This window comes from Anaerofustis sp. LCP19S3_F7 (assembly GCF_052119445.1).
GTDB classification, from domain to species: domain Bacteria; phylum Bacillota; class Clostridia; order Eubacteriales; family Anaerofustaceae; genus Anaerofustis; species Anaerofustis butyriciformans.
On record NZ_JBQKFF010000006.1, the window covers coordinates 90699 to 113106 of the forward strand.

Consider the following 22408-nt stretch of genomic DNA (forward strand, 5'->3'; position numbering starts at 1 on the left):
TGTAATAATACACTCCTTTTTAGTAGTTAGATTTTATGATTATATTAAGCATTCTTAATAGCTTCTGTTAATAATGGAACGATTTTGTTTAAATCGCCTACTACACCATAATCAGCAATGCTGAAGATTGGAGCAGATTCATCTTTGTTGATTGCAATGATAATATCAGATTCTTCCATACCAGCAGCATGTTGGATAGCACCTGAAATACCAATAGCAAAGTAAACTTGTGGACGAACAGTTTTACCTGTTTGACCTACTTGGATATCTTTTGGAACCCAACCAGCGTCAACGCAAGCTCTTGAAGCAGAAACTTCACCACCAATAGCATCAGCTAAATCTTCTAATAATTTGAAGTTTTCAGCACTACCTACACCACGACCACCTGATACTAAGATTTTAGCTTCAGAAATATCAACTTTGTCTTTTACAGCTTTAACAACATCTAGTACTTCTACATATTTGTTGTTTTTAGTAAAGTCAACTTTAACTTCTTCTACGTTAGCTTTAGCACCTTCTTTAGGTTCAATTTTTTGCATAACGCCAGGTCTTACTGTAGCCATTTGAGGTTTGTTGTTAGGACATACGATTGTAGCCATTAAGTTACCACCAAATGCAGGTCTTGTTGCGTTTAAGAACATTTGACCTTCATAACCTTTGTTTACGTTACCTAAAGCATTTTTGAATTCACCGATTTCAAGAACTGTACAGTCAGCTGTTAGACCTGTAGAAACTCTTGCAGAAACTCTAGGAGCTAAATCTCTACCGATTGCAGTAGCACCGTAAAGAACGATATCTGGTTTATATTGTTTAATAATTTCATCCATAGCATGTGCATATGGTTCTGTTGTATATGTTTCTAATGCAGGATCATCTACAACTAAAACTCTATCAGCACCATAAGCTGCTAATTCATCAGCTAATCCTTTTACATCTTTTCCTAAAAGAACAGCTGTAACTTCTGTGTTTAAAGCAGCAGCAAGCTTTGTAGCTTCACTTGTTAATTCAAGCGCAACATTGTTGATAACACCATCAACTTGTTGTGCGAAGACAAATACGCCTTTATATTCTTCAAAACTCATTATTTCAATTTCCTTTCCTAATTAATTAGATAATATGTTTTTCTTTTAATTTTCCTAAAATGTAATCAGCTGAAGCATCAGCATCTAATTCAACTTTTTCACCTGCAGCTTTAACAGGTTTAGGGAATGATTTAGCAACATTTGTAGGAGAACCAGCTTTACCGATTTTTTCATCAGCGATATCAACATCTTTTCTTGTAATAATTTGGATGTCTTCTTTAAATGCATCAAAGATTCCGCCCGGTGTCATATATCTTGGTTTGTTTAAATCGCCAAGAGCTGTGATTAGGCAAGGCATTTGAGCTTTTTCTACATGATAACCATCATCATATTGTCTTTCAACAGTGATGCTATCATCTGTTACTTCAACAACTTTTTGAACATAAGAAATGTTTGGAATTCCTAAATGTTCAGCAATTTGAGGACCTACTTGAGCTGTATCACCATCGATAGCTTGTCTACCTGTGATGATTAGGTCATATTCCATTGTTTTTAAAGCAGCAGCTAATGTATTAGATGTTGCAAGAGTATCAGCACCACCGAATGGTCTGTCTGTTACTAATACACCTTTATCAGCACCCATAGCCATAGCTTCTCTTAAAATTTCTTCTGCAGCTGGTAAACCCATTGTTATAACAGTTACTTCTGCACCTGTTTTATCTTTAATTTGAAGTGCAGCTTCTAGACCAGCTTTATCATCTGGGTTCATAATAGCAGGTACGCCTTCTCTGATTAGAGTACCTGTTTTTTGATCTATTCTAACTTCGTTTGTATCTGGAACTTGCTTAGCGCAAACTACGATTTTCACTATAATTATCTCCTTTTCCTATTATTTTAATAAGTTACCTGAGATTACCATTCTTTGAACTTCTGAAGTTCCTTCGTAAATTTCAGTAATCTTAGCATCTCTCATCATACGTTCAACATCATATTCTCTTGTGTAACCATATCCACCGTGAAGTTGAACAGCTTTTGTTGTAACTTCCATAGCAACTTCTGCAGCATATAATTTAGCTTGAGCAGCTTCGAAAGAGAATCTCTTTTGATTATCTTTAGCTCTTGCAGCTTTGTAAACTAATAATCTAGCAGCTTCAACTTTTGTTGCCATATCAGCAAGTTGGAATTGAGTATTTTGGAATTTAGCGATAGGTCTACCGAATTGTTTTCTTTCTTTAACGAATTCAATTGTAGAATCTAAAGCACCTTGAGCTAAACCAAGAGCTTGAGAAGCGATACCAATTCTACCGCCATCAAGTGTTTGCATAGCAATAGCAAATCCCTTACCTTCTTGACCAAGAAGATTTTCTTTTGGAATTCTGCAGTCTGTAAAGATTAATTCATATGTAGAAGAACCTCTGATACCCATTTTCTTTTCTTTAGTACCAAATGTAAATCCAGGTGTTCCTTTTTCTACGATGAATGCAGAAATACCGTGATTTCCTTTTGATTTATCTGTCATAGCAAAGATTACATATGTATCAGCTTCTTTACCGTTTGTGATAAAGATTTTAGAACCGTTAAGTACATATTCATCTCCGTCTAAAACAGCTTTTGTTTGTTGACCTGAAGCATCTGTACCAGCGTTTGGTTCTGTTAAACCAAAAGCACCAAGTTTTTCACCACTGATAAGTGGTCTTAAGAATTTTTCTTTTTGTTCTGGTGTACCGAATTTTTTAATTGGTTCAGCACCTAAAGATGTATGTGCAGAAACGATAACGCCTGTTGTACCACATACTCTAGATAATTCTTCAACACAGATTGCATATGTTAAAGAATCACAACCTTGTCCGCCGTATTCTTTTGGCATAGGAATTCCTAAGAATCCTAATTTTTGCATTTTTTCAACAGTTTCTCTTGGGAATACTTCTGTTTCATCTACCTCTTGAGCTAGAGGTTTTACTTCTGTTTCAGCAAATTCTCTGAATAGAGATCTCGCCATTTCATGCTCTTTACTTAATGTAAAATCCATTTGTTTTGAATCCTCCTATTTATAATCATAAAATCCGTGACCAGATTTTTGACCTAACTTGCCGCCACGAACCATTTTCTTAAGTAATGTGTGTGGACGATATTTAGGGTCGCCAGTTTCATCATATAAAACGTTCATAATAGCTAAACAAACGTCAAGACCGATTAAGTCACCTAATGCTAAAGGTCCCATTGGGTGGTTAGCACCAAGTTTCATAGCTGCGTCGATACCTTCAACGCTGGCAACGCCTTCTGCATAAATAGCAACAGCTTCGTTAATCATTGGAATTAAAATTCTGTTTACAACGAATCCTGGAGCTTCAGCAACTTCTACTGGAGTTTTACCGATTTCTTTAGAAATTGCTTTAATTTTGTCTACAATTTCTACAGGAGTATTTAAACCTGCGATAACTTCTACTAATTTCATTACAGGAGCTGGGTTAAAGAAATGCATACCGATAAGTGGTCTGTTTACTTTAGCTCCGATTTCTGTAACTGATAAAGAAGAAGTGTTTGTAGCAAAGATACAATCTTCTTTACAAATTTTATCTAATTCTTGGAATGTTTCTTGTTTGATAGACATAACTTCAAGAACAGCTTCTACGATTAAATCGCAGTCACCACAGATATCTTTAACACCTGTTGTAATTTTAGCTAAAATTTCATCAGCTTTAGCTTGTTCCATTTTGCCTTTTGCTACTCTTTTAGCAAATCCTGCTTCAATTCTTTTTTTACCGTTTGCAGCGAATTCTTCATTGATATCACATAAACAAACTTCATAACCTTCTGTTTGTGCAAAAGCTTGAGCTATACCAGAACCCATAGCTCCAGCACCAATAATACCTACTTTCATTATTATCCTCCAAATTATTTTTTTAAGTCCGGAAAAATCCGGACTATATTTACTTAAATTAAAACACTATTTGTTTTGGAATTCAGCTTTTCCTTTTTCTAAGAATGCTTTCATGCCTGCTTTTTGGTCTTCACTATTGAAGCAATCTCCGAATAATTTTTCTTCAATTACGATAGCTTGATCCATATCTACTTGTAAACCTTCGTTCATTGCTTTTTTACAATTTCTTACAGCAATAGGAGCTTGTTTAGCAATTTTACCTGCTAATTTTTTAGCTTGTTCCATTAATTCTTCAGGAGCATAAACAGCATTTACAAGGCCGATTTCCAAAGCTTTATCGGCTTTAATGTTGTATCCAGCATATACTAATTCTTTAGCCATGCCAACGCCGATAATTCTTGCAAGTCTTTGTGTTCCACCAAATCCAGGAGTAATACCAAGTCCTACTTCAGGTTGACCAAATAATGCTTTATCAGAACAAATTCTGATATCACAACTCATAGCAAGTTCGTTTCCGCCACCTAAAGCAAAACCGTTAATAGCAGCGATTACAGGAATTGGGAAAGTTTCGATTTTTCTGAAGATGTCATTACCGAATTTACCGAATGCTTCACCTTCTTCAGCAGTCATTGTGCTCATAGATGCAATATCAGCACCTGCTACGAAAGATTTACCTTCACCTGTTACGATAACTGCTCTTGTGTTATCTAAATCAATAGCATCAAAAGTAGCTTCTAAATCTTTTAAAACTTCTTCGTTTAAAGCATTTAAAGCTTTTGGACGGTCAATAGTAACTATACCTACAAAACCATCTTGTTCATATCTAACAAAACCCATTTTTATAATCTCCTTAATTTAATCAATAAATTAGTCTCTTTCAACGATAGTAGCACAACCCATACCACCACCGATACAAAGTGTTGCTAAACCTTTTTTAGCATCAGCTTTTTGCATTTCATGTAATAATGTTACAAGGATACGACAACCTGAAGCACCTACTGGGTGACCAAGAGCGATAGCACCACCGTTTGGATTTAATTTATTTAAGTCAAATCCTAATTCTTTACCAACAGCGATTGATTGAGAAGCGAAAGCTTCGTTTGCTTCGATAATATCGAAATCATCAACGCTCATACCAGTTTTAGCTAAAACTTTCTTTGTAGCAGCAACAGGACCGATACCCATGATCTTAGGATCAACACCGCCTAAAGCACCTGCTACCCATGTAGCCATTGGTTTAACACCAAGTTCTTTAGCTTTTTCTTCGCTCATTACAACAACTGCAGCAGCACCATCATTGATACCTGAAGCGTTACCAGCTGTTACAACACCGTCTGGTTTGAATGCAGGACGAAGTCTTGCAATACCTTCAGCTGTTGTTCCTGGACGAGGACCTTCGTCTTTGTTGAAGATAATTGTTTCTTTTTTCTTTTTAACTTCTACAGGTACGATTTCATCATCGAAAGCACCTGCTTCTTGAGCAGCTACAGCTTTTTGTTGAGAATTAGCAGCAAATTCATCTAATTCTTCTCTTGATAAATTCCATTGTTCAGCAATGTTTTCAGCTGTAATACCCATATGATATTGGTTAAATGCATCCCATAAAGCATCATTTACCATTGTATCAACTAAAGTACCATTGTTCATTCTGTAACCATAACGACCATTCATTACTGCATATGGAGCCATTGACATGTTTTCCATACCACCTGCAACAACGATATCAGCATCCCCTGCTTTAATCATTTGTGCAGCCATGTTTACACAGTTAAGACCAGAACCGCAAACTACGTTTACAGTAACAGCTGGAACTTCAATTGGTAAACCAGCATTGATTGAAGCTTGTCTTGCTACGTTTTGACCTAAACCAGCTTGGATAACACAACCCATATATACTTGATCAACTTGATCAGCTGGAACATTAGCTCTCTTTAAAGCTTCTTTTATTACAATTGAACCTAATTTTGCAGCAGGTGTAGTGCTTAATGTACCGCCCATTGTACCGATTGCAGTACGACAAGCACCTGCTATAACTACTTTATTTGCCATTTTTTTTCCTCCTAAATTTAAACTTTAATCATAGCAAAAGGCAAAGCTATGAACTTATATATAAGCTGGTATATATTACCAAACTTTTATAAACTTAATTATTTAAACCCCTATAAATAAAGGTTTTATTTATATTTTGATTATATAATAATATCAAAAACTTTACAATATTATTTATTTATCTTTATCCATTTTTTCACGTAAATGCATAGATAACAGTGCTAAAGAAGCAGCTGTATTTTCATGCTGAACAAGAATATTATCAGGAACTACCAAGTGAGATGGAGCAAAATTCCATATAGCTAAAATCCCACATTCAACAAGCATATCACATGCATCTTGAGCTTCATTTGCCGATACTGTTATTATACCGATATGAATGTTATTTTTTTTGCATACATCATATAGCTTGTTTACATGATAAATTGGTTTTCCTTTAAATCTCTTACCGATAATATCCTTATTTACATCAAAAGCAGCAACAATTTCAAGTCCATAATCCGCATATCCGTTATAAGAAAGAAGCGCTCTTCCAAGCTGTCCTGCCCCTATTAATACGGCTTTATCCGTTTCATCATAACCAAGGAAATTTTTTATATCTCCTATTAACGTATCAACGTCATAGCCAAGCCTTGGTTTACCTCCGGTAGAACTTATTGCCGCCAAATCTTTTCTGACTTGGACTTCATTCAATCTCAAATCACTTGCAATTGTCGGAGAAGATATGTTTTTTATATTTTCTCTCTTTGCCCAATTAAGATAATTCAAATAAGAAGGTAATCTTTGGAGAGCTTGTTTTGAAACAGAATTTCTTTCCATTTTATATGATTTTCCTCCTTATATCAGTATTTTTTTATCAGTATAATTATACTGATATATAACGTTTATGTCAACCAAATTTAATTTAAATTTAAAATAAAAAAAAGATTCCCACAATCCTATTTTGTGAAAATCTTAAAATTATCAATATTAATTTCATATCCAAAAATATTAATAATATTACTTTCATTATTGCTATCTTCAGTGCTATTTTGGTCGAGAAAAACACTTGTTTCATGTTCTTTAAAACTATCATAATACATATTTTTTAGATAAAAGAACATATATATTCCTGCTATAATTATCAAAACAAGAAAAAAAATCATTGTTTTAAAAGAAATATTTCGTTTATACATATTATTTCATATCCTCTTTTATAACCTCTCCAACTACTCTTCCAAGAAGCTTTGCCGAATATTTTGCTTCTTCCAAATTATTTAAATTACTCCCTATTTCAAAAAGCAGACTGTTTGGACTTAACCACTGATTGTATCTATATGGTTCTCTTTTTATTATTCCAAGATTAATATCAGGATACATACTGCTAAACTGTTTATTTATTTTATTTGCAAAACTTAAATTTTTACTAGAATTTTTGTGATTCATCCCTAGAACAGTCATAACTTTTGCAGCAGACTTACTTCCAACCTTCCCATTATATTTTTCATTATTATTAGAAGAAGGAAGTCCGTCTCTATGTATATCAAAAACGTATTTTATACTTGGATTTTCTTTTAATATTTTCTCTGCACTCTCAAGAGAATTATCGTACGCTGCATTATAACTTGGATAATCATGTAAAGAAATATCATGAATACAAATAATACCATATTCTTTTTCTAAAACTTCTGCCATTTCCTCTCCTACACTTACCATATTTTCGTCATTTTCTCTTGAACGATAAGTTCCTTTTGAAGTTTTGTCTTTAAAAGATTCTGTAGCATGAGTATGATATATTAAAACAAGAGGTTTCCCATCATTAACTTTACTTACGGTTTTATCATCATTCATCTTTTTATTTGCAATCTTAAGCTCGCTACTATTTGATGTTTCTTCTTTATCTTTATCTACTTCAACTTCTTCATACCCTATATCATTCAAAGATAGACAAGGCACTGTAAGAGATAGAATATTTTTCGTAAAACCATAAATACTTCCTGTTTCTTCATTGCTGTTTGATTCATCATTCATTACTACAACAGTTTTTTTTATAATGTCTTTAAAAACAGTCGTACCGTTAGTCTTCTCCTCTATTTGACTCTTTATACCAAAAGGAATCGAAAAATTAAAAATTAATAAACATATTAAAATTAACCCTTTATTTTTAACTAATCCACTTAACACTTGTTCACCTTTTCCTTTTAGAAAATAATAAAACTTAATAAAAAAGAAGTTTGTATATACCTGTCATATTAAAATTAGAATTTAATTAAAAATATATAATTTTAAATATTATAGTGCTATAATTGTTCTGCTTAAAATATGTACATTTGAGGGGATGAACATATTTAATATAGAAGGAAAGAGGAAAATTATCTATGCTAGGCATGAATTACAGATTAAAAGATTTACATGAAAAAAATAATCCTATTAAAGTCGGCATAATAGGTGCCGGACAAATGGGAAGAGGTTTAATAAGCCAGTTATACAAAATGAAAGGAATGACACCAAGCGTTGTATGTGACATAGACGTAAATAAAGTTTTACATGCATTTTCAAAATCAAATATTACAGAAAATGATTATGTCATTACAAACAATTTATCACAAGCAAATGATGCTATCAAAAAAGGTAAAATTGTAGTAAGTGAAGATAAACAAATTGCTTCTTTTGTTGAAGCAACAGACTGCGTTGTTGATGCAACAGGTTTTACTGATATTGGGGCAGAAATTGCAATTGATACAATAAACAATGGTAAAAACATTGTAATGCTTGATGTTGAAGCAGATGTTGTTGTTGGTCCTATTTTAAAAAGAAAAGCTGACAAAGCAGGTGTAATTTATACAGGAAGTGCAGGAGATGAACCCGGAGCAGTTAAAGAAATGTTTGACTTTAGTGAAGCTTTGGGCTTTGATATAAAAGTAATAGGAAAAGGAAAAAATAATGAAGTTGATCACAGCTGCACACCTGACAATATAAGAGATTATGCAATAAGCAGAGGCGTAAGCCCTAAAATGCAATGTTCTTTCTCTGACGGAACAAAAAACATGGTTGAACTTTGCTGTATGGCAAACTCTACAGGACTTGTTCCAGATGTTAGAGGTGGACATGGCCCAAAATGTGACATTAAAAACTTAGATAAAGTTCTTTGTTTAAAAGAAGAAGGCGGCATTTTAAATAATTATGGTGTTGTAGAATGGGTAAATGGTATTGCCCCTGGTGTGTTTGTAATAGTTTCATCAGATCTTGAGTTTATACATCATGAAATGCAATACTTAAGAATCGGAGATGGTCCAAATTACGTATTATACAGACCTTATCACTTATGCGGAATGGAAACACCACTTACAATAGCAAGAGCAGTTTTAGATAAAGCACCAACAATCGTTCCTATGGATGGGCTTGTATGTGAAACTATAACAGTTGCAAAAAAAGATCTTAAAAAAGGAGAATCAGTAGATGGTATAGGAGGTTTTTCTACTTACGGAACAATTGATAAAAGAGAAGTTGCAAAAGAACTAAATGCACTTCCAATAGGTCTTATAAATAAAAATACAAAAATGGCAAAAGATGTTAAAAAAGGTGAAATTATAACTTATGATGATGTCATATTAGATGAAGATTCTTTACTTGTTAAACTAAGAAGAGAACAAGATAAGATTTGGGAATAATAATAAATTAAAAGACAAAATATAAATTATATTTTGTCTTTTTTTATGTAAACTGTCGGTTTACCTTTTTCTCTTATAAGTAGATAGACTATTTATTTATAATGAATTAAAATATATTTATAAATAACTACCTAAGGAGAAAAATATGAATTCAAATATAGGTGAAAAAATAAAACAAAAAAGAAAAGAAAAAAACATGACACAACAAGAACTTGCAAAAAAATTAAATATTACAGATAAAGCGGTGTCAAAGTGGGAAAGGAATTTATCATATCCTGACATTTCAATAACACCTCTCCTTTGCGAAATTCTTGATATGGATACAAATGATTTTTTAGGTTTAGAGCAAAAAAAGTTAGATTTTAAAACTTAAACAAATCAGACTTTTCAGAAATGATTAACTTAACAGCAAAATGCGTAGGATTAGCTCTTGGCATTGGAGTACTTGTTTTAAATATATTAAAAGAAATATCTGTAAACGACAGTATAATATTATTAAGCCTTTGTATAGTATGCTTTAGTATTGTTCTTTTACAAAAAATAAGACTACCTAAAAGGTAGCCTTATTTAAATTATCCTTCAATCGCTATAGTTTTCTTTTCTTCAACTTGTTTTTGATCTTTTTTAGGAACAGTTAATTTCAAAATACCATTTTCGTATTTAGCTTTAATTTCATCTTCTTTAATTTCAGTTCCTATATAAAAACTTCTTGAACAAGAACCACTATAACGTTCTTTTCTTATATATTTCCCATTTTCGTCTTTTTCATCATTATTTACATCTTTGCTTGCGCTTACTGTTAAATAACCATCTTTCAAATGAGCTGAAATTTCATCTTTACTAAATCCAGGTAAGTCAATATATACTTCATAATTTTCTTCATTTTCTTTAACATCAGTTTTCATTAAATTTGTTTCTTGTTTGTATAGTGGATTTTTACCACCAAAGAAATCTCTATCCAAAGACAAGTCCATTAAATCATCAAATAAGTTTTCTCCAAAAATACTAGGTAACATCATAAGTCATTCCTCCTCTTCTTAGACATTCTATCTATGTCACTAGTTTTTTTGAACTATGGGGTTTGAATCTTTCTGAGGTTCTCCTCTTTGTTCAAGTATAATATAGTACTTTTTGTTAGCACTGTCAAGAGGTGAGTGCTATTTTTTTTAATAATTTTTTGGAAAACCTTTAATAAGCCTAATTTTATAAGCTTTTCAGGCTTTCCAATTTTTGATTTTTTCCAATAGAATACTAGGTAATCCCCCTATAATATCAATCACTTAATTTAAACTTCATCTATTTTATTTAAGAACAATATAAGCTACTATTCATATATCTTTTTATAATACAAAAACACACTTAATTAACTTTAAAATATGCTAATATATGATTATTTGAATCAAATAGTTAGATTTTGTTAATTTATTAAAGCTATTATTCCGTAATGTTAAGTGATCTCCACCTAATTGAACTTACTTTTTCATAAATATATCTTTCATATATATAATAGAATAGAAACGCAAAAATAATCCCTATAATTGTATCTGCAATTCTTAACAAAATAGCCGATTGCAATCCATATATTTGAGATGCTATCATTAAAGCTCCAAAACAATTCAATGCTGTCTTATATTTATAGTCTACACAAAAACCTAAACAAAATCCACCCAAAGGACCTATCATACTATGTAATTCCATAGGAAGTAGGCAATATACAAAATAAAACAGAACCGATCCTGCTATCACACCTATAAATCTTTGCATGAATCTCTCTTTTATTTTTGATTGCTTAGAATACTCTGAAAGCAAAGAACCACAGGCAAAGCCGGCCCACATAAACCTCTCAATGTTAAAGGCAAGACCTAATGATAATATTGCACTTACACCCATAGACATTCTAAACATCCATTGATATTTAAACTCTTTCATATCCACCTGTTTTATTTTTCGAAAAAGCTAATATCTGTGTTTTTATCTCTATGTTTTACATAAAAAATCAGTCCGCATATAAAAAATCCTGTAATAGTAAGATAAATTCTATATATAAAATCTTGCCCATATACCGAATTTCCGGAAAGATAAATATAAGAAAAACTAAATAACCCTCCATTGCCCATCTCGGGTTTATCACAATTAATAAATAAAATGGCAAAGAAGGATATAAAATGAATAATAAATCCTAACAAAGGAAAAGCAATATTTGCAATTACAGGAGAAACAAGCAAAAGAAAAAATACAAAAAATAATGTTACTAATGAGTCTCTAATGATGTAACCAAAATCAACAAATCGTACACCTAATAATATACAAAATATAGCAACTGCCATAGGAGTGTTTTTACTTCCAAAAATAGAGGTCAAGCCTGAAATAAACGCTATAGCAAACAACACAATCAATATGGATCGCATGAACATTCCGATACCTAACTTTATTTTTTCTTTTTTTGAAGTTTTTTTACTCATTAACGTTTTAGTCACCTGAGGATCCCATTGAAGAATATCATAGAACTTCATTCTTTTCCTCCTTATAGATAACCATCGTTTTGTTTGCTTTTGAAATCAGACTGAATAAAGTTTCAAAATCCTCCCCCATTTCCCTATATAAATCATAAAATTTTTGTAACATAATCTCAAAGTCATTTTGTAGAGCTTTTTCTTCTTCACTTGTCAGATAAAGAGCATAGCTTCGTTCATCGGTAAATTTCCTTTCCCGTTTAACACATCCTTTTTCATAAAGACTTTTTAAACAGCGACTAACTGCTTCTTTTTTCATCCCTGTTACTTTACTTAAATATAAAGGAGTGCAGTTATCCTTACTCAGATAAACCCATGCCAACAATTCTCTTTCACTGGACGTCAAAAATTGTTTTTGTTTTTTTGTTAGCATCACTCTTGCAAACTGATGTAGCTCTTGATGTATAGTTAACATTTCCTTCCAATCAATCATATTATCTCTCCATCCATATAGTTAACATTGTTAACTATATGGATGTTTATTTCATTTGTCAATATCTAACTTTTTCTAAAAAATCATGATACATGTGTTTAAAATCTAGCTTGATATTTAATATGAAATAAGCAAATTCCATAAATACTTATAAAATAATCCAAATATAAAAATAAAACCATAAAATATAGTAGAACAAACCTACATTAAATAAACTATGATATGATTGATAATATTTTCAAAATAAAAACAGCCCACTTAATCTTTTTTATGAGCTGTTTTATATTCAGTGTATATCATTCTTGTAATAATATTTATAACTTATCTATTTTTTATTTGTTTAAATAAAGCTAATGAAACGATTCCCGCTAGTGATACCAATAATAAAGCATACCAAACAAAAACATTTGTATTATCACTTGTTGATACTTTTTCAGATGTATCAGATTGATTAGTATTATCGGTTTTATCTGTATCACTTGGTGGTACATTTTTTTCAACAACATTTACGATAATATCTGTTTCCACAACTTGATAATTTTGAGTATCAGCTGGTGTATAAATGGCTTTAAAAGCATGTACACCTGATCTATCAGCTATCTGATTTTCATCTTTTCATGAAAATCCTTCAGGAAGTTTTATAATTGAAAGAGATTTTCCTTTTTCAATAGTTAAATTGTTCGGAACTTAATATTCAGGAACGGCTTTTTTAATCTCGAAAGTTTTAACAGTTTCCAAACCCACATAGTTTCTATTTTCTTCTACTGTTGCCTTAACATACCATATTCCTGCATTTGTTGGAACTGTTTCTTTATAGGTGCCATCTTCCTTATCACTGTACGAAAACTTAACTGTACCGTGTTTTGCCACTGCGGTAGGAAAATTTTCTTTTTCTCCGTAAGTCCAGTTTGAAATAGCAAGCTCATCTATCCACTCATTTGACATTTTACTTATAGTAAATTCCAGTTCATCAGAAGCACCATTATAGTTATTATCAGCTTCTACACTTGCAATAACCTTATAATTTCCTGCGTCAATAGGAGCAGATTCAATTTGAATCCAAGAATTATTATCTTTTTCAAACCATCTAATTGTATAATCTTTACTGCTTCCTATTTTATTTATATCAGGAGTATTTACAGCATTTCCACCAAATTCTTTATCAAGACTCTGGTTTTTAATTGTAATCTTACTATCAGCTTTAGCAATATTAACTGTTAAATTACGTTCTACATAATGCCATTGTGCATTATATCCATCTACACTTACAAAGCTATATTTATCTTCATAACCTGAAGTATCAAAACGAGCAGGATATGCATTTTCTCCAACAGCAACATTGGTATTTTCATCTACCCATTTCCACCCCTGTGGCAAATTAATATCTGATAACTTTTGTTCATAAACACCAGTTAAATTAGTTGGAGGATTTATAATAGTATTTCCATCGTAATACACAGTTGCTTCAGTAAAAGAAAGATATACATCACTATTTGGAGTACCTTGAATCATAAAGCCATTATCTATTTCTGTTATTTGTAGCGTCTCTAATACATTTAATGTGATAATATTATCAATATAATCATCAGATAGATAATACCCATCATTTACTGCAACCTCGATAGGCTCAATACTACCCCATACGCCTGCTTGAGAACCATTATTGGATGTAATATTCATACTAACCCCAGTTTTAAATTTTACATTAATAGCTCTTTTATTGTAACTCGCCAACTCGCCAACTCGCCAAATTTGCATATGTTATTCTATCAGATGTTGTTTCCAACCATACCTTACAGTTTGCAAAAGAAGCTAAAGACTCAGAAATTTCACTTGCAAACAATAAGTCATTATTAGAAACTTTTTTTGCCCATGCACCTTCACTATTTTGTACAACCAAATATGTATTATCATTTGTAATTCCACTTATTGAAACACTCAACTTTTCACCACTAATCTGTGCATTTCCGACATTCCCTTGGTATCTGATTGTGAAAGCACCATCTCCATTAGTATCAGATAAAGTCATAGAACCATCAGATGTTGCCGGCATCGCAGCAGATGCAAAAATAACAGATGATAAATCCAATTCAAAAGCAGGAGCTAACCCACATGGTTGTTCAACAGCTCGATCCGATGTATAAGAAGAGCCTCCAATATATCCATACCATGTACGTGCTGCACCTGGTAAAGTCCCTTTTGATGTACGTAACCAGAAAGTTTTTGGTCCACAATAGTTTCGATCAACACGAAGACCATTATTTAGATCCTGATTTTCTTCGACATAGACGTTTTTACCAACAGTTATATAATCATCTTTATTAAATCGAGAACAATATCCAAGATATAAAATATCAGCTGTAGAATAATAAGTACTATTTCCTGTATCTTCAGTATAAACTGTTGTTTCTTTCATTAGTTTTTGCTCCGAACTTGAAAAAAAGCTTTTTTGCAATTCATCTAATCTATCCCTTAACGGACTTCCACCGTAATGACTTGCATTTACTTTTGTAATACTATTTCCATTTGGATATTCACAGTTCCAACTTGGATCATAGTCTTTCTTCATAAAACCAACTATACCATCGGATCCAAATTTCACACCATCTTCCAATAAAGTTGTACTAAAAAGCGTCATACTATTATCACTTTGACTACCTGCTATCCACCACTGCTGATTGTTATTCCCAAAGTATACTTTTGCAGGATTAACCGAACCATCAGTATCATCAGTATTAAACGACCTCAACTGAGAAACAGTTGCAAACTCAGTAATACTCGGACTTTCTGCTGCATAAACATTTGTATTAAATTGAAATACGATTGTTAGCATAAACATAAAAGCGAAAAAAATTAATTCCACTCTTTTCCAGTTATGTTTTTGTTTCAATTAAAACAGCCCCTTTCTTTATTTAACTATTTATCCATTCGTTATTAAAGCACATACATAACAAATAATTAAAAATAGACTTTTTATTATATCTTTATAATAAAATCAAATACTTATCTTATTTTATCGATTATTTTTATTTATTTTCCATTTGTTAAAATAAATTATGTGCATTAACATTCTATTTAAAAATTATAAATAATTTTTCTTTTAGTCTAATAAAGAATCATAAAAAGAGAATAAAATATACTTAGAAAATATTTTTATGCTGTTCCTCTACATTATTATTAAATATATTTTAGCATAATTATTTTTTCTTGAGTACACTCGTTTTTGATGAAAAATGGGGGATATATAATTGAATTTTATTTGTCTTTTTAGTTAAGATAATAAACATTATAATAAGGAAACATTATATTTTATACGATTATTATCATTATATTAAATCTTAAAATTGTTTACTTGTTTTTAATATTGTTGTTATAAGCATTTATACATATACTTAATAGAAAATAAAATAAATATATGTTAGAAATGCATTATAAGTATTCTATATATACAATTTTTAACATGTTACATTTCAACGATTTTTCTAACAGTATTTGCCGTCCTTATAGTTAGTTTTTTACTGATATCTCCACTTGCTGTTTTAGCCCACCAGTTTGTCTTTTGATAATCTTTACGAACAAAAGACCAAAAGATGACATTTTTGTAATTTTGAATTTTTTCTAATCCTCTCTTAGGCTGTCCAATCTTTTCATAAATATCATCAAAAGTCATAGGTGGAATAATAAAAATTAAATTATCATAAATCTCTTTATTATCATTCCCCCACCATTCAGGCACATTTTGTAAAATATCAACAAGATCTTCTTTTGATAAAACTAAAACAGGAATATCCAAATTAAATTGATTTTTAATCATTACCTCAATTTGTTCGCTAACTTTTTTTGTGCTATCTTCATTACTTGTAAAAATCACATTACCACTATTCAAATAAGTTTTTACGTCTTCAAAACCAATTTCTTCAAAATATTTTCTTAACATTGCCATTGGCACTTTATTTTTTCCGCTTACATTAACACCTCTTAATAAGGCAATATATTTTTTCATATAATAAATCTCCTATTTTTAATTAATAAAAATTATATCATTCTTCTCACATAAATTTATAACATAAAATTAATCACATTAAAAAAAAGAGATACCCCAAAGTATCTCTTATAAAGCTCTTTTTTCATATATTTTAACCGAAATAAAATATGATACTATCCATAAAACAGCAATTAAAACTAAATACACAAAAGAAGGTATATTAATAAAATAATTTATTAATTCAACACTGCCTGATGACTGAGAAAAAAGTCCTCCACCAATTGCACCAATAATAACACAAATCAAAATCGTTCCAAGTCTTCCCTTTTCAGCACCAAATTTAAAATTAATAGGTAGATTAATTGAACTTATTATTATCGCCATAAGACAAAATGGAAGGATAATATTAAAAGAATCCACAATACTCATTGCATAACTTGAATTTATAAAATAAATAATAATATTTACCAGTTCATATAAAACAGACATAAATATTACACCGCCTAATGACAATATATATTTACTTAATACCATTTCTTTTCTTGTATAAGGCATTGTTATCGCATAACTTTCCCACTTACTCCTCTCATCTAGCGCCATAATTGTAGTAGGCAGTAAAGAGAAAAATATTATTGAAAAAGCTAAGAAAAAATATCCACTTTCTGTATAAGATAAAAAAACATATACTACACAAAAAAGTAAAATAAATTTACATTGTTTTATAAGTTCATACATATCTTTTAAAAGTAAACCTTTCATCTTATTTTGCCTCCTTTGCCATAAAAACAATAATATCTTCAATGGTTGGCTTTTCTAAATTAAATACAGGATTAATTTTTTCTTTTAAAACTAAAGCTTCTACTCCATAAGGAGATTTCCTTAGTCCAACAATACAGTCTGAATCAACATTTTCAAAATCATCTTTTGAACATTTTAATATTCTATAATTATCAAGAAGCACATCTTTTTCCTCTACAAATAACATTTTACCTTTATGAATAAAAGCTATATAATCACAAAGCTTTTCAAGGTCAGAAACAATATGTGAAGAAATTAAAATTGAGTGGTCTTCCCTTCTTGTAAATTCATAAAAAAGTTCTAAAATTTCATCCCTTACTATTGGATCAAGACCACTTGTTGCTTCGTCTAAAACAAGTAATTTTGCATCATGACTCAATGCAACAGCAATCATAAGTTTCATTCTCATTCCCCTTGAAAAATCTTTAAAAGATTTCTTTAAAGGCAACTCAAACTGTTTCATATAATTAAAAAATGTATTTTCATCCCAATTTTTATATGTGTTTTTCATAATGGAATTAACCTGTTTTGGGTTAATACTTTCAGGAAAGTGAGCTTCATCAAGAACAACGCCAATATCTTCTTTGGTTGCTTTAAAATTATCTTTATTATTCTTACCTAAAATAAATATTTCTCCATCATCTCTTGTAATTGCATCAAGAAGTAATTTTATTGTCGTACTTTTCCCGGCTCCGTTTTCTCCGATAAACCCCATTATACATCCCATTGGAAGTGTAAAACTTATTTTATCAAGAGTAAAATCACTATACATTTTTGTCAAGTTTGTTACTTCAATCGCATTCATCGTTATCCTCCGCAATAATATCAAACATCTCATAGATGTCTTCTATTTTTAATTCATTTATTTTTGCCAGCTCCAATATCGCTTTAATATGAAATTCAATCTTTTTTAAGTTCTCTTCTTTAATTAGTTTTATGTTCTTTTTATTTACAAAGGAACCTTTTGCCTTAACCGTATAAATGTATCCGTCTTTTTCAAGTTCTTCATAAGCTCTTTTGGTGGTTATAACACTTATTCTTAAATCTTTTGCTAAATTTCTTATAGAAGGAAGAGAATCACCTTCTTTTAATTTACCGGATACAATCATGTTTTTTATTTGTACATATATTTGTTCATATATTGGTTTATCGTCTATATTACTTATAATTATATCCAAAGCATTCATCCTTTCTCTGTTTTCTGTATATATACAGTATATATAGTATAATCAGTTTTGTCAATAACTTAATTATATTTTTATTGAAAAACGTTTTCAAATATAGTATTATTATATTAATAAAAATATTTTGGAGGGAAATTATGAAAAAACTATTTAAAGCCATTATTGTATGTACGTTAATTTTATCTTTATTTTCTCTAACCGGATGCGGTGGGAAAGAACAAACTGCAACATATAAAACATCTTCAAATGGTGTTGAAATGAAAATGACATTTCATGCTGTTGGTGATAAAATAGATAACATACATCAAGAATCTATAATAGACACATCAAATTATTCATCATCTCAAATTGATACATTAAAACAAACATCTGATAGTTATAAAAGCAAATTTGCAAAAGTAAATGGCGTTACTTACGAAATGAAAGAAGAAAGCAATAGCTTAACTGAAATTATTGATATTAAATTAGATAATGAAAATCTTCAAGAATTAATTAGTTCAAATTTACTTCCTGTTACAGGAACAAATGTTGATTATCTTTCTTTTGAAAAAACAGTTGAACAATTTGACAGTATGGGATGGGAAAAAGTTGAATAACAAAAATTAAAAAAGGTAAGATTAATTTCTTACCTTTTATTTTTTTACCCTTGGAAGTGACCATTCGTATTTTTTTGATAAAACTCTAATTAAAATTATAATCAATATACCTATGACCAATGAAAAATTTGAATTAATTCCATTTTTTAAAAGAACGATATACACCCCGCCTCCTAGTATTGCTGCAAGTGCATATATTCTCTTTCTAAGAACAAAAGGAATATCTTTAACCATTATATCTCTAAGTATTCCACCACCTATACCTGTTATGACTCCTATAAACATAATAAGAAAATTATTATCACTATATCCACTATACATTGCAGTGTTTATTCCAAGAACAACAAAAACACCAAGTCCTATACTATCAAAAAAATTTAAAGCATTATCAAATATTTTCCTATTTTTTTGTATATATTTATATTTATAATATGAAATAAAAAAAATTATAAGAGAAGATATTGCAGCCAATGCCGCATAATTACTGCTTATGAACATTGTTGGAGGATTTATTGCAAGTATCAAATCTCTAATAACTCCTCCCCCAAGAGCTGTTGTTACTCCAAGAACAACTACTCCAAAAATATCTAAATCTTTTTCTATAGCCACCATTGCACCTGATATTGCAAATGCAATTATACCTATAATTTCACATATATTTACAAGCTGTTGAGTAAAAGTATATTCCATATTATGTCCCTATTAATTACCTATTATGTCATATGGAGTAATCAACCCCATAAGCCTTTCATTTTCTTTTCCGTTTTTTGTAATGAATATAACACCTATTCTTTTGTTACTTTTATAAGCTTTATAAAGTATATTTTCTAATTCAATCATTAGTGTATGTTCATTTGTAAAAATAAAACTACCTGTTATGGTGTTATCCAAACTTAAATATTTCTTTATATGATAAAATTTTGTATTTTCGTTTATTTCATTTATACCTTCATCCAATACACATTGAAATACCGTACTTTCTCCCAATACTCCTCTAACGAATCCTTTATCATCAAGAATAGGTATATAACTAATTTGATTTTGCTCCATTTTTTGCATATATTCCATTACATTATTTCCAATATGAGCACTTATTATTTTACTTATTGGCTTATAAAAATCAACAACTTTTTTTGGTAATTCTATTTTTTTTATAATACTTTCTAACAAGGCTAAAATTGCTTCATTTAGCTCTATGGTATACTCATTATTTATTTTAGGATTATGCTATAAAATATTTCTTATTTCCTTACAATACGCAAGTTCTCTTCTAATATCTTTATAGCATTTTAAATTCATTAATCTTGTAATACTTTTTCCATCCTTTGGAAAGCCGTATTCTAATACTGCTATTTGTTCAAGCTTAGTATAAAGTTGTATAAATTTTTCCGTACGATTCATTTTCTTATCCTTTTATATTAATAAAACTATTTCTTTGTTATTATACTTAATTTATAACAAAAAAAGAGGTATTTGAAAATACCTCTTTTAAAATTAATAATGAACAACGATTGGATATCCTGCCTCAATGTTATCATAAACGATTCCTGCTTTACTTGGCGGCATGTTTACACATCCATGACTTCCCCCACCCTTATAAATTTCTCCGCCAAATGTACTTCTCCAATTAGCATCATGCATTCCGATACCTCCGTTAAAAGGCATCCAATAAGTTACAGGAGAAGCATAATCGCTACCGTCAGCATTTTGACCTTTTAAAGTAACATGCATTGTCTTATATTTTAATATATAAACACCAGGAGGTGTATCATGTCCTGCATATATATTTCCTGTTACAACAGGCATTGAAATAATAAGTTTTCCATCTTTATATAGCCACAATGTCTGATATGTTAAATCAATTTCAACGTAGCTGTCTCCAATATCGTTAGCATTTTTATATCCTTCTTGGGAATATTTAGGTTCTCTTGTGATATCTTTTTTATTCTTTAGCTCCGATATTAATTTCTCTGTTTCTTTATCTTCATCTATAAAGTAACCATAATCCCCACCGCTTACAGTTATTTTTCCTTGTTTTGCTGAATTGAAAGTATGATCTGACCAAGCAGTATCATATTCTTGTGCAAGTTCATGAACAAAATTTTTAACACTTTCTTCATCAACTTTTAATTCACCAATACTGAAATTATCATATAGGTTTTCTTCACTTATACCATACATTTTTAAAATATCAACTTTATTTACTTCTACATTTCCACAGTACATTTTATATGTAATTGATGGTATGTCTAATTCTCTTAAATAACTTTGCTTTTCTAAAAGCTCTTTATCTGTAGATAAAATATCAGGTTTAACATAGAAATCTTCAGGAATAAAGTTCATAGAAAATTTACCACTTGAAATATATTTTACTATTTCTTTTGTAAGTAATTCTTTATCAATATTATTACCGTAAACTTCCTTTACTATATCAAAGTTAGCACTTTCCAAGTTAATATAAGCATTTTTTGTTTTTGTTATTTTACCTGTTAAATTATAAATATCTAGAGAATTTATTTTTTTATTAAATTCATCAGGTATTTTGCTTATACTCATGTTAATTCTAATATTATCACTAAATAAACCTACTTTTATTAAGAAAAATTCAAATTTACTTTTATTTAATATATTATTCAAATTGTCTTCTATATCATATGTAAAACCAAAATCAGATATTGTACCAAGTACTTTTTCATTTGATTTAGATGAAATCAATTCTTCTTCCATAGATTTTACAATTTGTTCATTTGGTGATATTATTTCTTTAGTTGACCAAGTTCTAGGAATATCAAACTTAAATGCTGTATTTGGTGATTTAAAAATAAATTCTTTATTATTCCATTCTTTAGTTATTTTCTTTTCTGCTTCTTTTACTGTAAGTCCGGAACAGTCAACCCCGTTTATGCTTATTCCATCTGGAAAAACATTTGATTCATATTTAAAACTTGAAAAAACAAAATAAAAACAAATAAAAATAATTGCTATAAAAATTAATAAATACTTCTTCTTAAATTTCATTAACTTACCCTTAAATATCGACATTTTAAATGAATATTCGACTTATTATAACACAAAAATTTATTTATATATCAAAAATATATAAAAAAATATAAACATATTATTTAATTATATAAAAATTCAAATCAAATAGAATAAAACATATAAAAAATATCAAGAGTTATTTAAGTAAAGTAACATACAACCAGATAAAGATATAATACAAGACAAGGAAATAAAAAAAGAACCTAAAAAGCAGGTTCACAGGAATAAAAAAAACCCCGCGACTACCTACCCTCC

At 30.1% G+C, this 22408-nt stretch carries 28 protein-coding genes; 4 read left to right on the forward strand and 24 right to left on the reverse strand.

The features are described 5' to 3' along the window. Window positions 1-44: 44 nt before the first annotated feature. From ACTQYZ_RS07395 to spoIIP, 9 genes are all read right to left on the reverse strand, one after another. The gene (locus ACTQYZ_RS07395; protein ID WP_441022637.1) at window positions 45-1082 is read right to left on the reverse strand and encodes an electron transfer flavoprotein subunit alpha/FixB family protein; all 1038 of its coding nucleotides are present in this window, start codon (window positions 1080-1082) and stop codon (window positions 45-47) included. A gap of 25 nt (window positions 1083-1107) precedes the next feature. Further along, window positions 1108-1890 carry an electron transfer flavoprotein subunit beta/FixA family protein gene (locus ACTQYZ_RS07400; protein ID WP_138268746.1) on the reverse strand — a complete coding sequence of 261 codons (783 nt, stop codon included), beginning with the start codon at window positions 1888-1890 and terminating at the stop codon, window positions 1108-1110. A gap of 21 nt (window positions 1891-1911) precedes the next feature. Continuing rightward, a complete protein-coding gene (locus tag ACTQYZ_RS07405; protein ID WP_138268745.1) occupies window positions 1912-3051 on the reverse strand; it encodes an acyl-CoA dehydrogenase in 1140 nt (379 codons plus the stop codon). Window positions 3052-3066: 15 nt separating this feature from the next. Further along, a complete protein-coding gene (locus ACTQYZ_RS07410) occupies window positions 3067-3903 on the reverse strand; it encodes a 3-hydroxyacyl-CoA dehydrogenase family protein (protein WP_138268744.1) in 837 nt (278 codons plus the stop codon). A 66-nt stretch (window positions 3904-3969) separates the two neighbouring features. Next, on the reverse strand, window positions 3970-4740 hold the full coding sequence (locus ACTQYZ_RS07415; protein ID WP_138268743.1) for an enoyl-CoA hydratase-related protein: 771 nt from the start codon (window positions 4738-4740) through the stop codon (window positions 3970-3972). A 30-nt stretch (window positions 4741-4770) separates the two neighbouring features. Further along, complete coding sequence (locus ACTQYZ_RS07420; protein WP_329384639.1) at window positions 4771-5952, reverse strand: acetyl-CoA C-acetyltransferase; 1182 nt, start codon at window positions 5950-5952, stop codon at window positions 4771-4773. Window positions 5953-6126: 174 nt separating this feature from the next. Beyond that, complete coding sequence (locus tag ACTQYZ_RS07425) at window positions 6127-6771, reverse strand: redox-sensing transcriptional repressor Rex (RefSeq protein WP_441022641.1); 645 nt, start codon at window positions 6769-6771, stop codon at window positions 6127-6129. A gap of 119 nt (window positions 6772-6890) precedes the next feature. Beyond that, complete coding sequence (locus ACTQYZ_RS07430; protein ID WP_441416314.1) at window positions 6891-7127, reverse strand: hypothetical protein; 237 nt, start codon at window positions 7125-7127, stop codon at window positions 6891-6893. 1 nt (window position 7128) lies between these two features. Beyond that, on the reverse strand, window positions 7129-8115 hold the full coding sequence (gene spoIIP, locus ACTQYZ_RS07435) for a stage II sporulation protein P (protein WP_441022645.1): 987 nt from the start codon (window positions 8113-8115) through the stop codon (window positions 7129-7131). Between the two features lie 203 nt (window positions 8116-8318). Here spoIIP and ACTQYZ_RS07440 point away from each other — a divergent pair, with 203 nt between their 5' ends. The 3 genes from ACTQYZ_RS07440 to ACTQYZ_RS07450 all read left to right on the forward strand — a co-directional run bounded on the left by ACTQYZ_RS07440 (window position 8319) and on the right by ACTQYZ_RS07450 (window position 10163). Beyond that, entirely contained in the window at window positions 8319-9602 is a 1284-nt protein-coding gene (locus ACTQYZ_RS07440) for an NAD(P)H-dependent oxidoreductase (RefSeq protein WP_441416315.1), read from the forward strand. Between the two features lie 145 nt (window positions 9603-9747). Next, a complete protein-coding gene (locus ACTQYZ_RS07445) occupies window positions 9748-9975 on the forward strand; it encodes a helix-turn-helix domain-containing protein (RefSeq protein WP_441022648.1) in 228 nt (75 codons plus the stop codon). A gap of 20 nt (window positions 9976-9995) precedes the next feature. Next, entirely contained in the window at window positions 9996-10163 is a 168-nt protein-coding gene (locus ACTQYZ_RS07450) for a hypothetical protein (RefSeq protein ID WP_441022650.1), read from the forward strand. An 11-nt stretch (window positions 10164-10174) separates the two neighbouring features. On the opposite strand, the gene ACTQYZ_RS07455 is transcribed toward ACTQYZ_RS07450, so the two are convergent. The 11 genes from ACTQYZ_RS07455 to ACTQYZ_RS07505 form a co-directional block, all read right to left on the reverse strand. Continuing rightward, entirely contained in the window at window positions 10175-10621 is a 447-nt protein-coding gene (locus ACTQYZ_RS07455; RefSeq protein ID WP_441416316.1) for an Hsp20/alpha crystallin family protein, read from the reverse strand. 415 nt (window positions 10622-11036) lie between these two features. Beyond that, window positions 11037-11531 (reverse strand): FUSC family protein, encoded by a 495-nt coding sequence (locus ACTQYZ_RS07460; RefSeq protein ID WP_441022653.1) that lies wholly within the window; start codon window positions 11529-11531, stop codon window positions 11037-11039. Between the two features lie 11 nt (window positions 11532-11542). Further along, entirely contained in the window at window positions 11543-12115 is a 573-nt protein-coding gene (locus ACTQYZ_RS07465) for a hypothetical protein (protein WP_441416317.1), read from the reverse strand. Beyond that, window positions 12102-12548 carry a MarR family transcriptional regulator gene (locus tag ACTQYZ_RS07470; protein WP_441416318.1) on the reverse strand — a complete coding sequence of 149 codons (447 nt, stop codon included), beginning with the start codon at window positions 12546-12548 and terminating at the stop codon, window positions 12102-12104. The genes ACTQYZ_RS07465 and ACTQYZ_RS07470 overlap by 14 nt, the downstream gene beginning before the upstream one ends. Window positions 12549-12869: 321 nt before the next feature. Then, window positions 12870-13076, reverse strand: coding sequence for a hypothetical protein (locus ACTQYZ_RS07475; protein WP_441022659.1), 207 nt, complete (start codon window positions 13074-13076; stop codon window positions 12870-12872). A gap of 159 nt (window positions 13077-13235) precedes the next feature. Beyond that, window positions 13236-14306 (reverse strand): MBG domain-containing protein, encoded by a 1071-nt coding sequence (locus tag ACTQYZ_RS07480; protein ID WP_441416319.1) that lies wholly within the window; start codon window positions 14304-14306, stop codon window positions 13236-13238. Continuing rightward, window positions 14266-15381: a hypothetical protein gene (locus ACTQYZ_RS07485; RefSeq protein ID WP_441416320.1), complete on the reverse strand. Its 1116-nt coding sequence runs from the start codon at window positions 15379-15381 to the stop codon at window positions 14266-14268. Before ACTQYZ_RS07485 ends, ACTQYZ_RS07480 begins: the two co-directional genes overlap by 41 nt. A 630-nt stretch (window positions 15382-16011) precedes the next feature. After that, window positions 16012-16551 (reverse strand): DUF1697 domain-containing protein, encoded by a 540-nt coding sequence (locus ACTQYZ_RS07490; protein ID WP_441416321.1) that lies wholly within the window; start codon window positions 16549-16551, stop codon window positions 16012-16014. A gap of 108 nt (window positions 16552-16659) precedes the next feature. Next, window positions 16660-17292, reverse strand: a complete 633-nt coding sequence (locus tag ACTQYZ_RS07495) for an ABC-2 transporter permease (RefSeq protein ID WP_441022669.1) — start codon at window positions 17290-17292, stop codon at window positions 16660-16662. Between the two features lies 1 nt (window position 17293). Beyond that, window positions 17294-18136: an ABC transporter ATP-binding protein gene (locus ACTQYZ_RS07500; RefSeq protein ID WP_441416322.1), complete on the reverse strand. Its 843-nt coding sequence runs from the start codon at window positions 18134-18136 to the stop codon at window positions 17294-17296. Further along, complete coding sequence (locus ACTQYZ_RS07505; protein WP_441022692.1) at window positions 18123-18509, reverse strand: GntR family transcriptional regulator; 387 nt, start codon at window positions 18507-18509, stop codon at window positions 18123-18125. Before ACTQYZ_RS07505 ends, ACTQYZ_RS07500 begins: the two co-directional genes overlap by 14 nt. Before the next feature lie 143 nt (window positions 18510-18652). Between ACTQYZ_RS07505 and ACTQYZ_RS07510 the strand changes: the two genes are divergently transcribed. Then, the gene (locus ACTQYZ_RS07510; protein WP_441022673.1) at window positions 18653-19111 is read left to right on the forward strand and encodes a DUF1307 domain-containing protein; all 459 of its coding nucleotides are present in this window, start codon (window positions 18653-18655) and stop codon (window positions 19109-19111) included. A gap of 36 nt (window positions 19112-19147) precedes the next feature. Here ACTQYZ_RS07510 and ACTQYZ_RS07515 read toward each other — a convergent pair whose 3' ends face one another. The 4 genes from ACTQYZ_RS07515 to ACTQYZ_RS07530 all read right to left on the reverse strand — a co-directional run bounded on the left by ACTQYZ_RS07515 (window position 19148) and on the right by ACTQYZ_RS07530 (window position 22129). Further along, on the reverse strand, window positions 19148-19801 hold the full coding sequence (locus ACTQYZ_RS07515; protein ID WP_441416323.1) for a trimeric intracellular cation channel family protein: 654 nt from the start codon (window positions 19799-19801) through the stop codon (window positions 19148-19150). A 12-nt stretch (window positions 19802-19813) separates the two neighbouring features. Continuing rightward, the gene (locus ACTQYZ_RS07520) at window positions 19814-20281 is read right to left on the reverse strand and encodes a CBS domain-containing protein (protein ID WP_441416324.1); all 468 of its coding nucleotides are present in this window, start codon (window positions 20279-20281) and stop codon (window positions 19814-19816) included. A gap of 57 nt (window positions 20282-20338) precedes the next feature. Further along, a complete protein-coding gene (locus tag ACTQYZ_RS07525; protein WP_441022679.1) occupies window positions 20339-20512 on the reverse strand; it encodes a hypothetical protein in 174 nt (57 codons plus the stop codon). Between the two features lie 93 nt (window positions 20513-20605). Further along, entirely contained in the window at window positions 20606-22129 is a 1524-nt protein-coding gene (locus ACTQYZ_RS07530) for a L,D-transpeptidase family protein (RefSeq protein ID WP_441022681.1), read from the reverse strand. Window positions 22130-22408 lie beyond the last annotated feature (279 nt).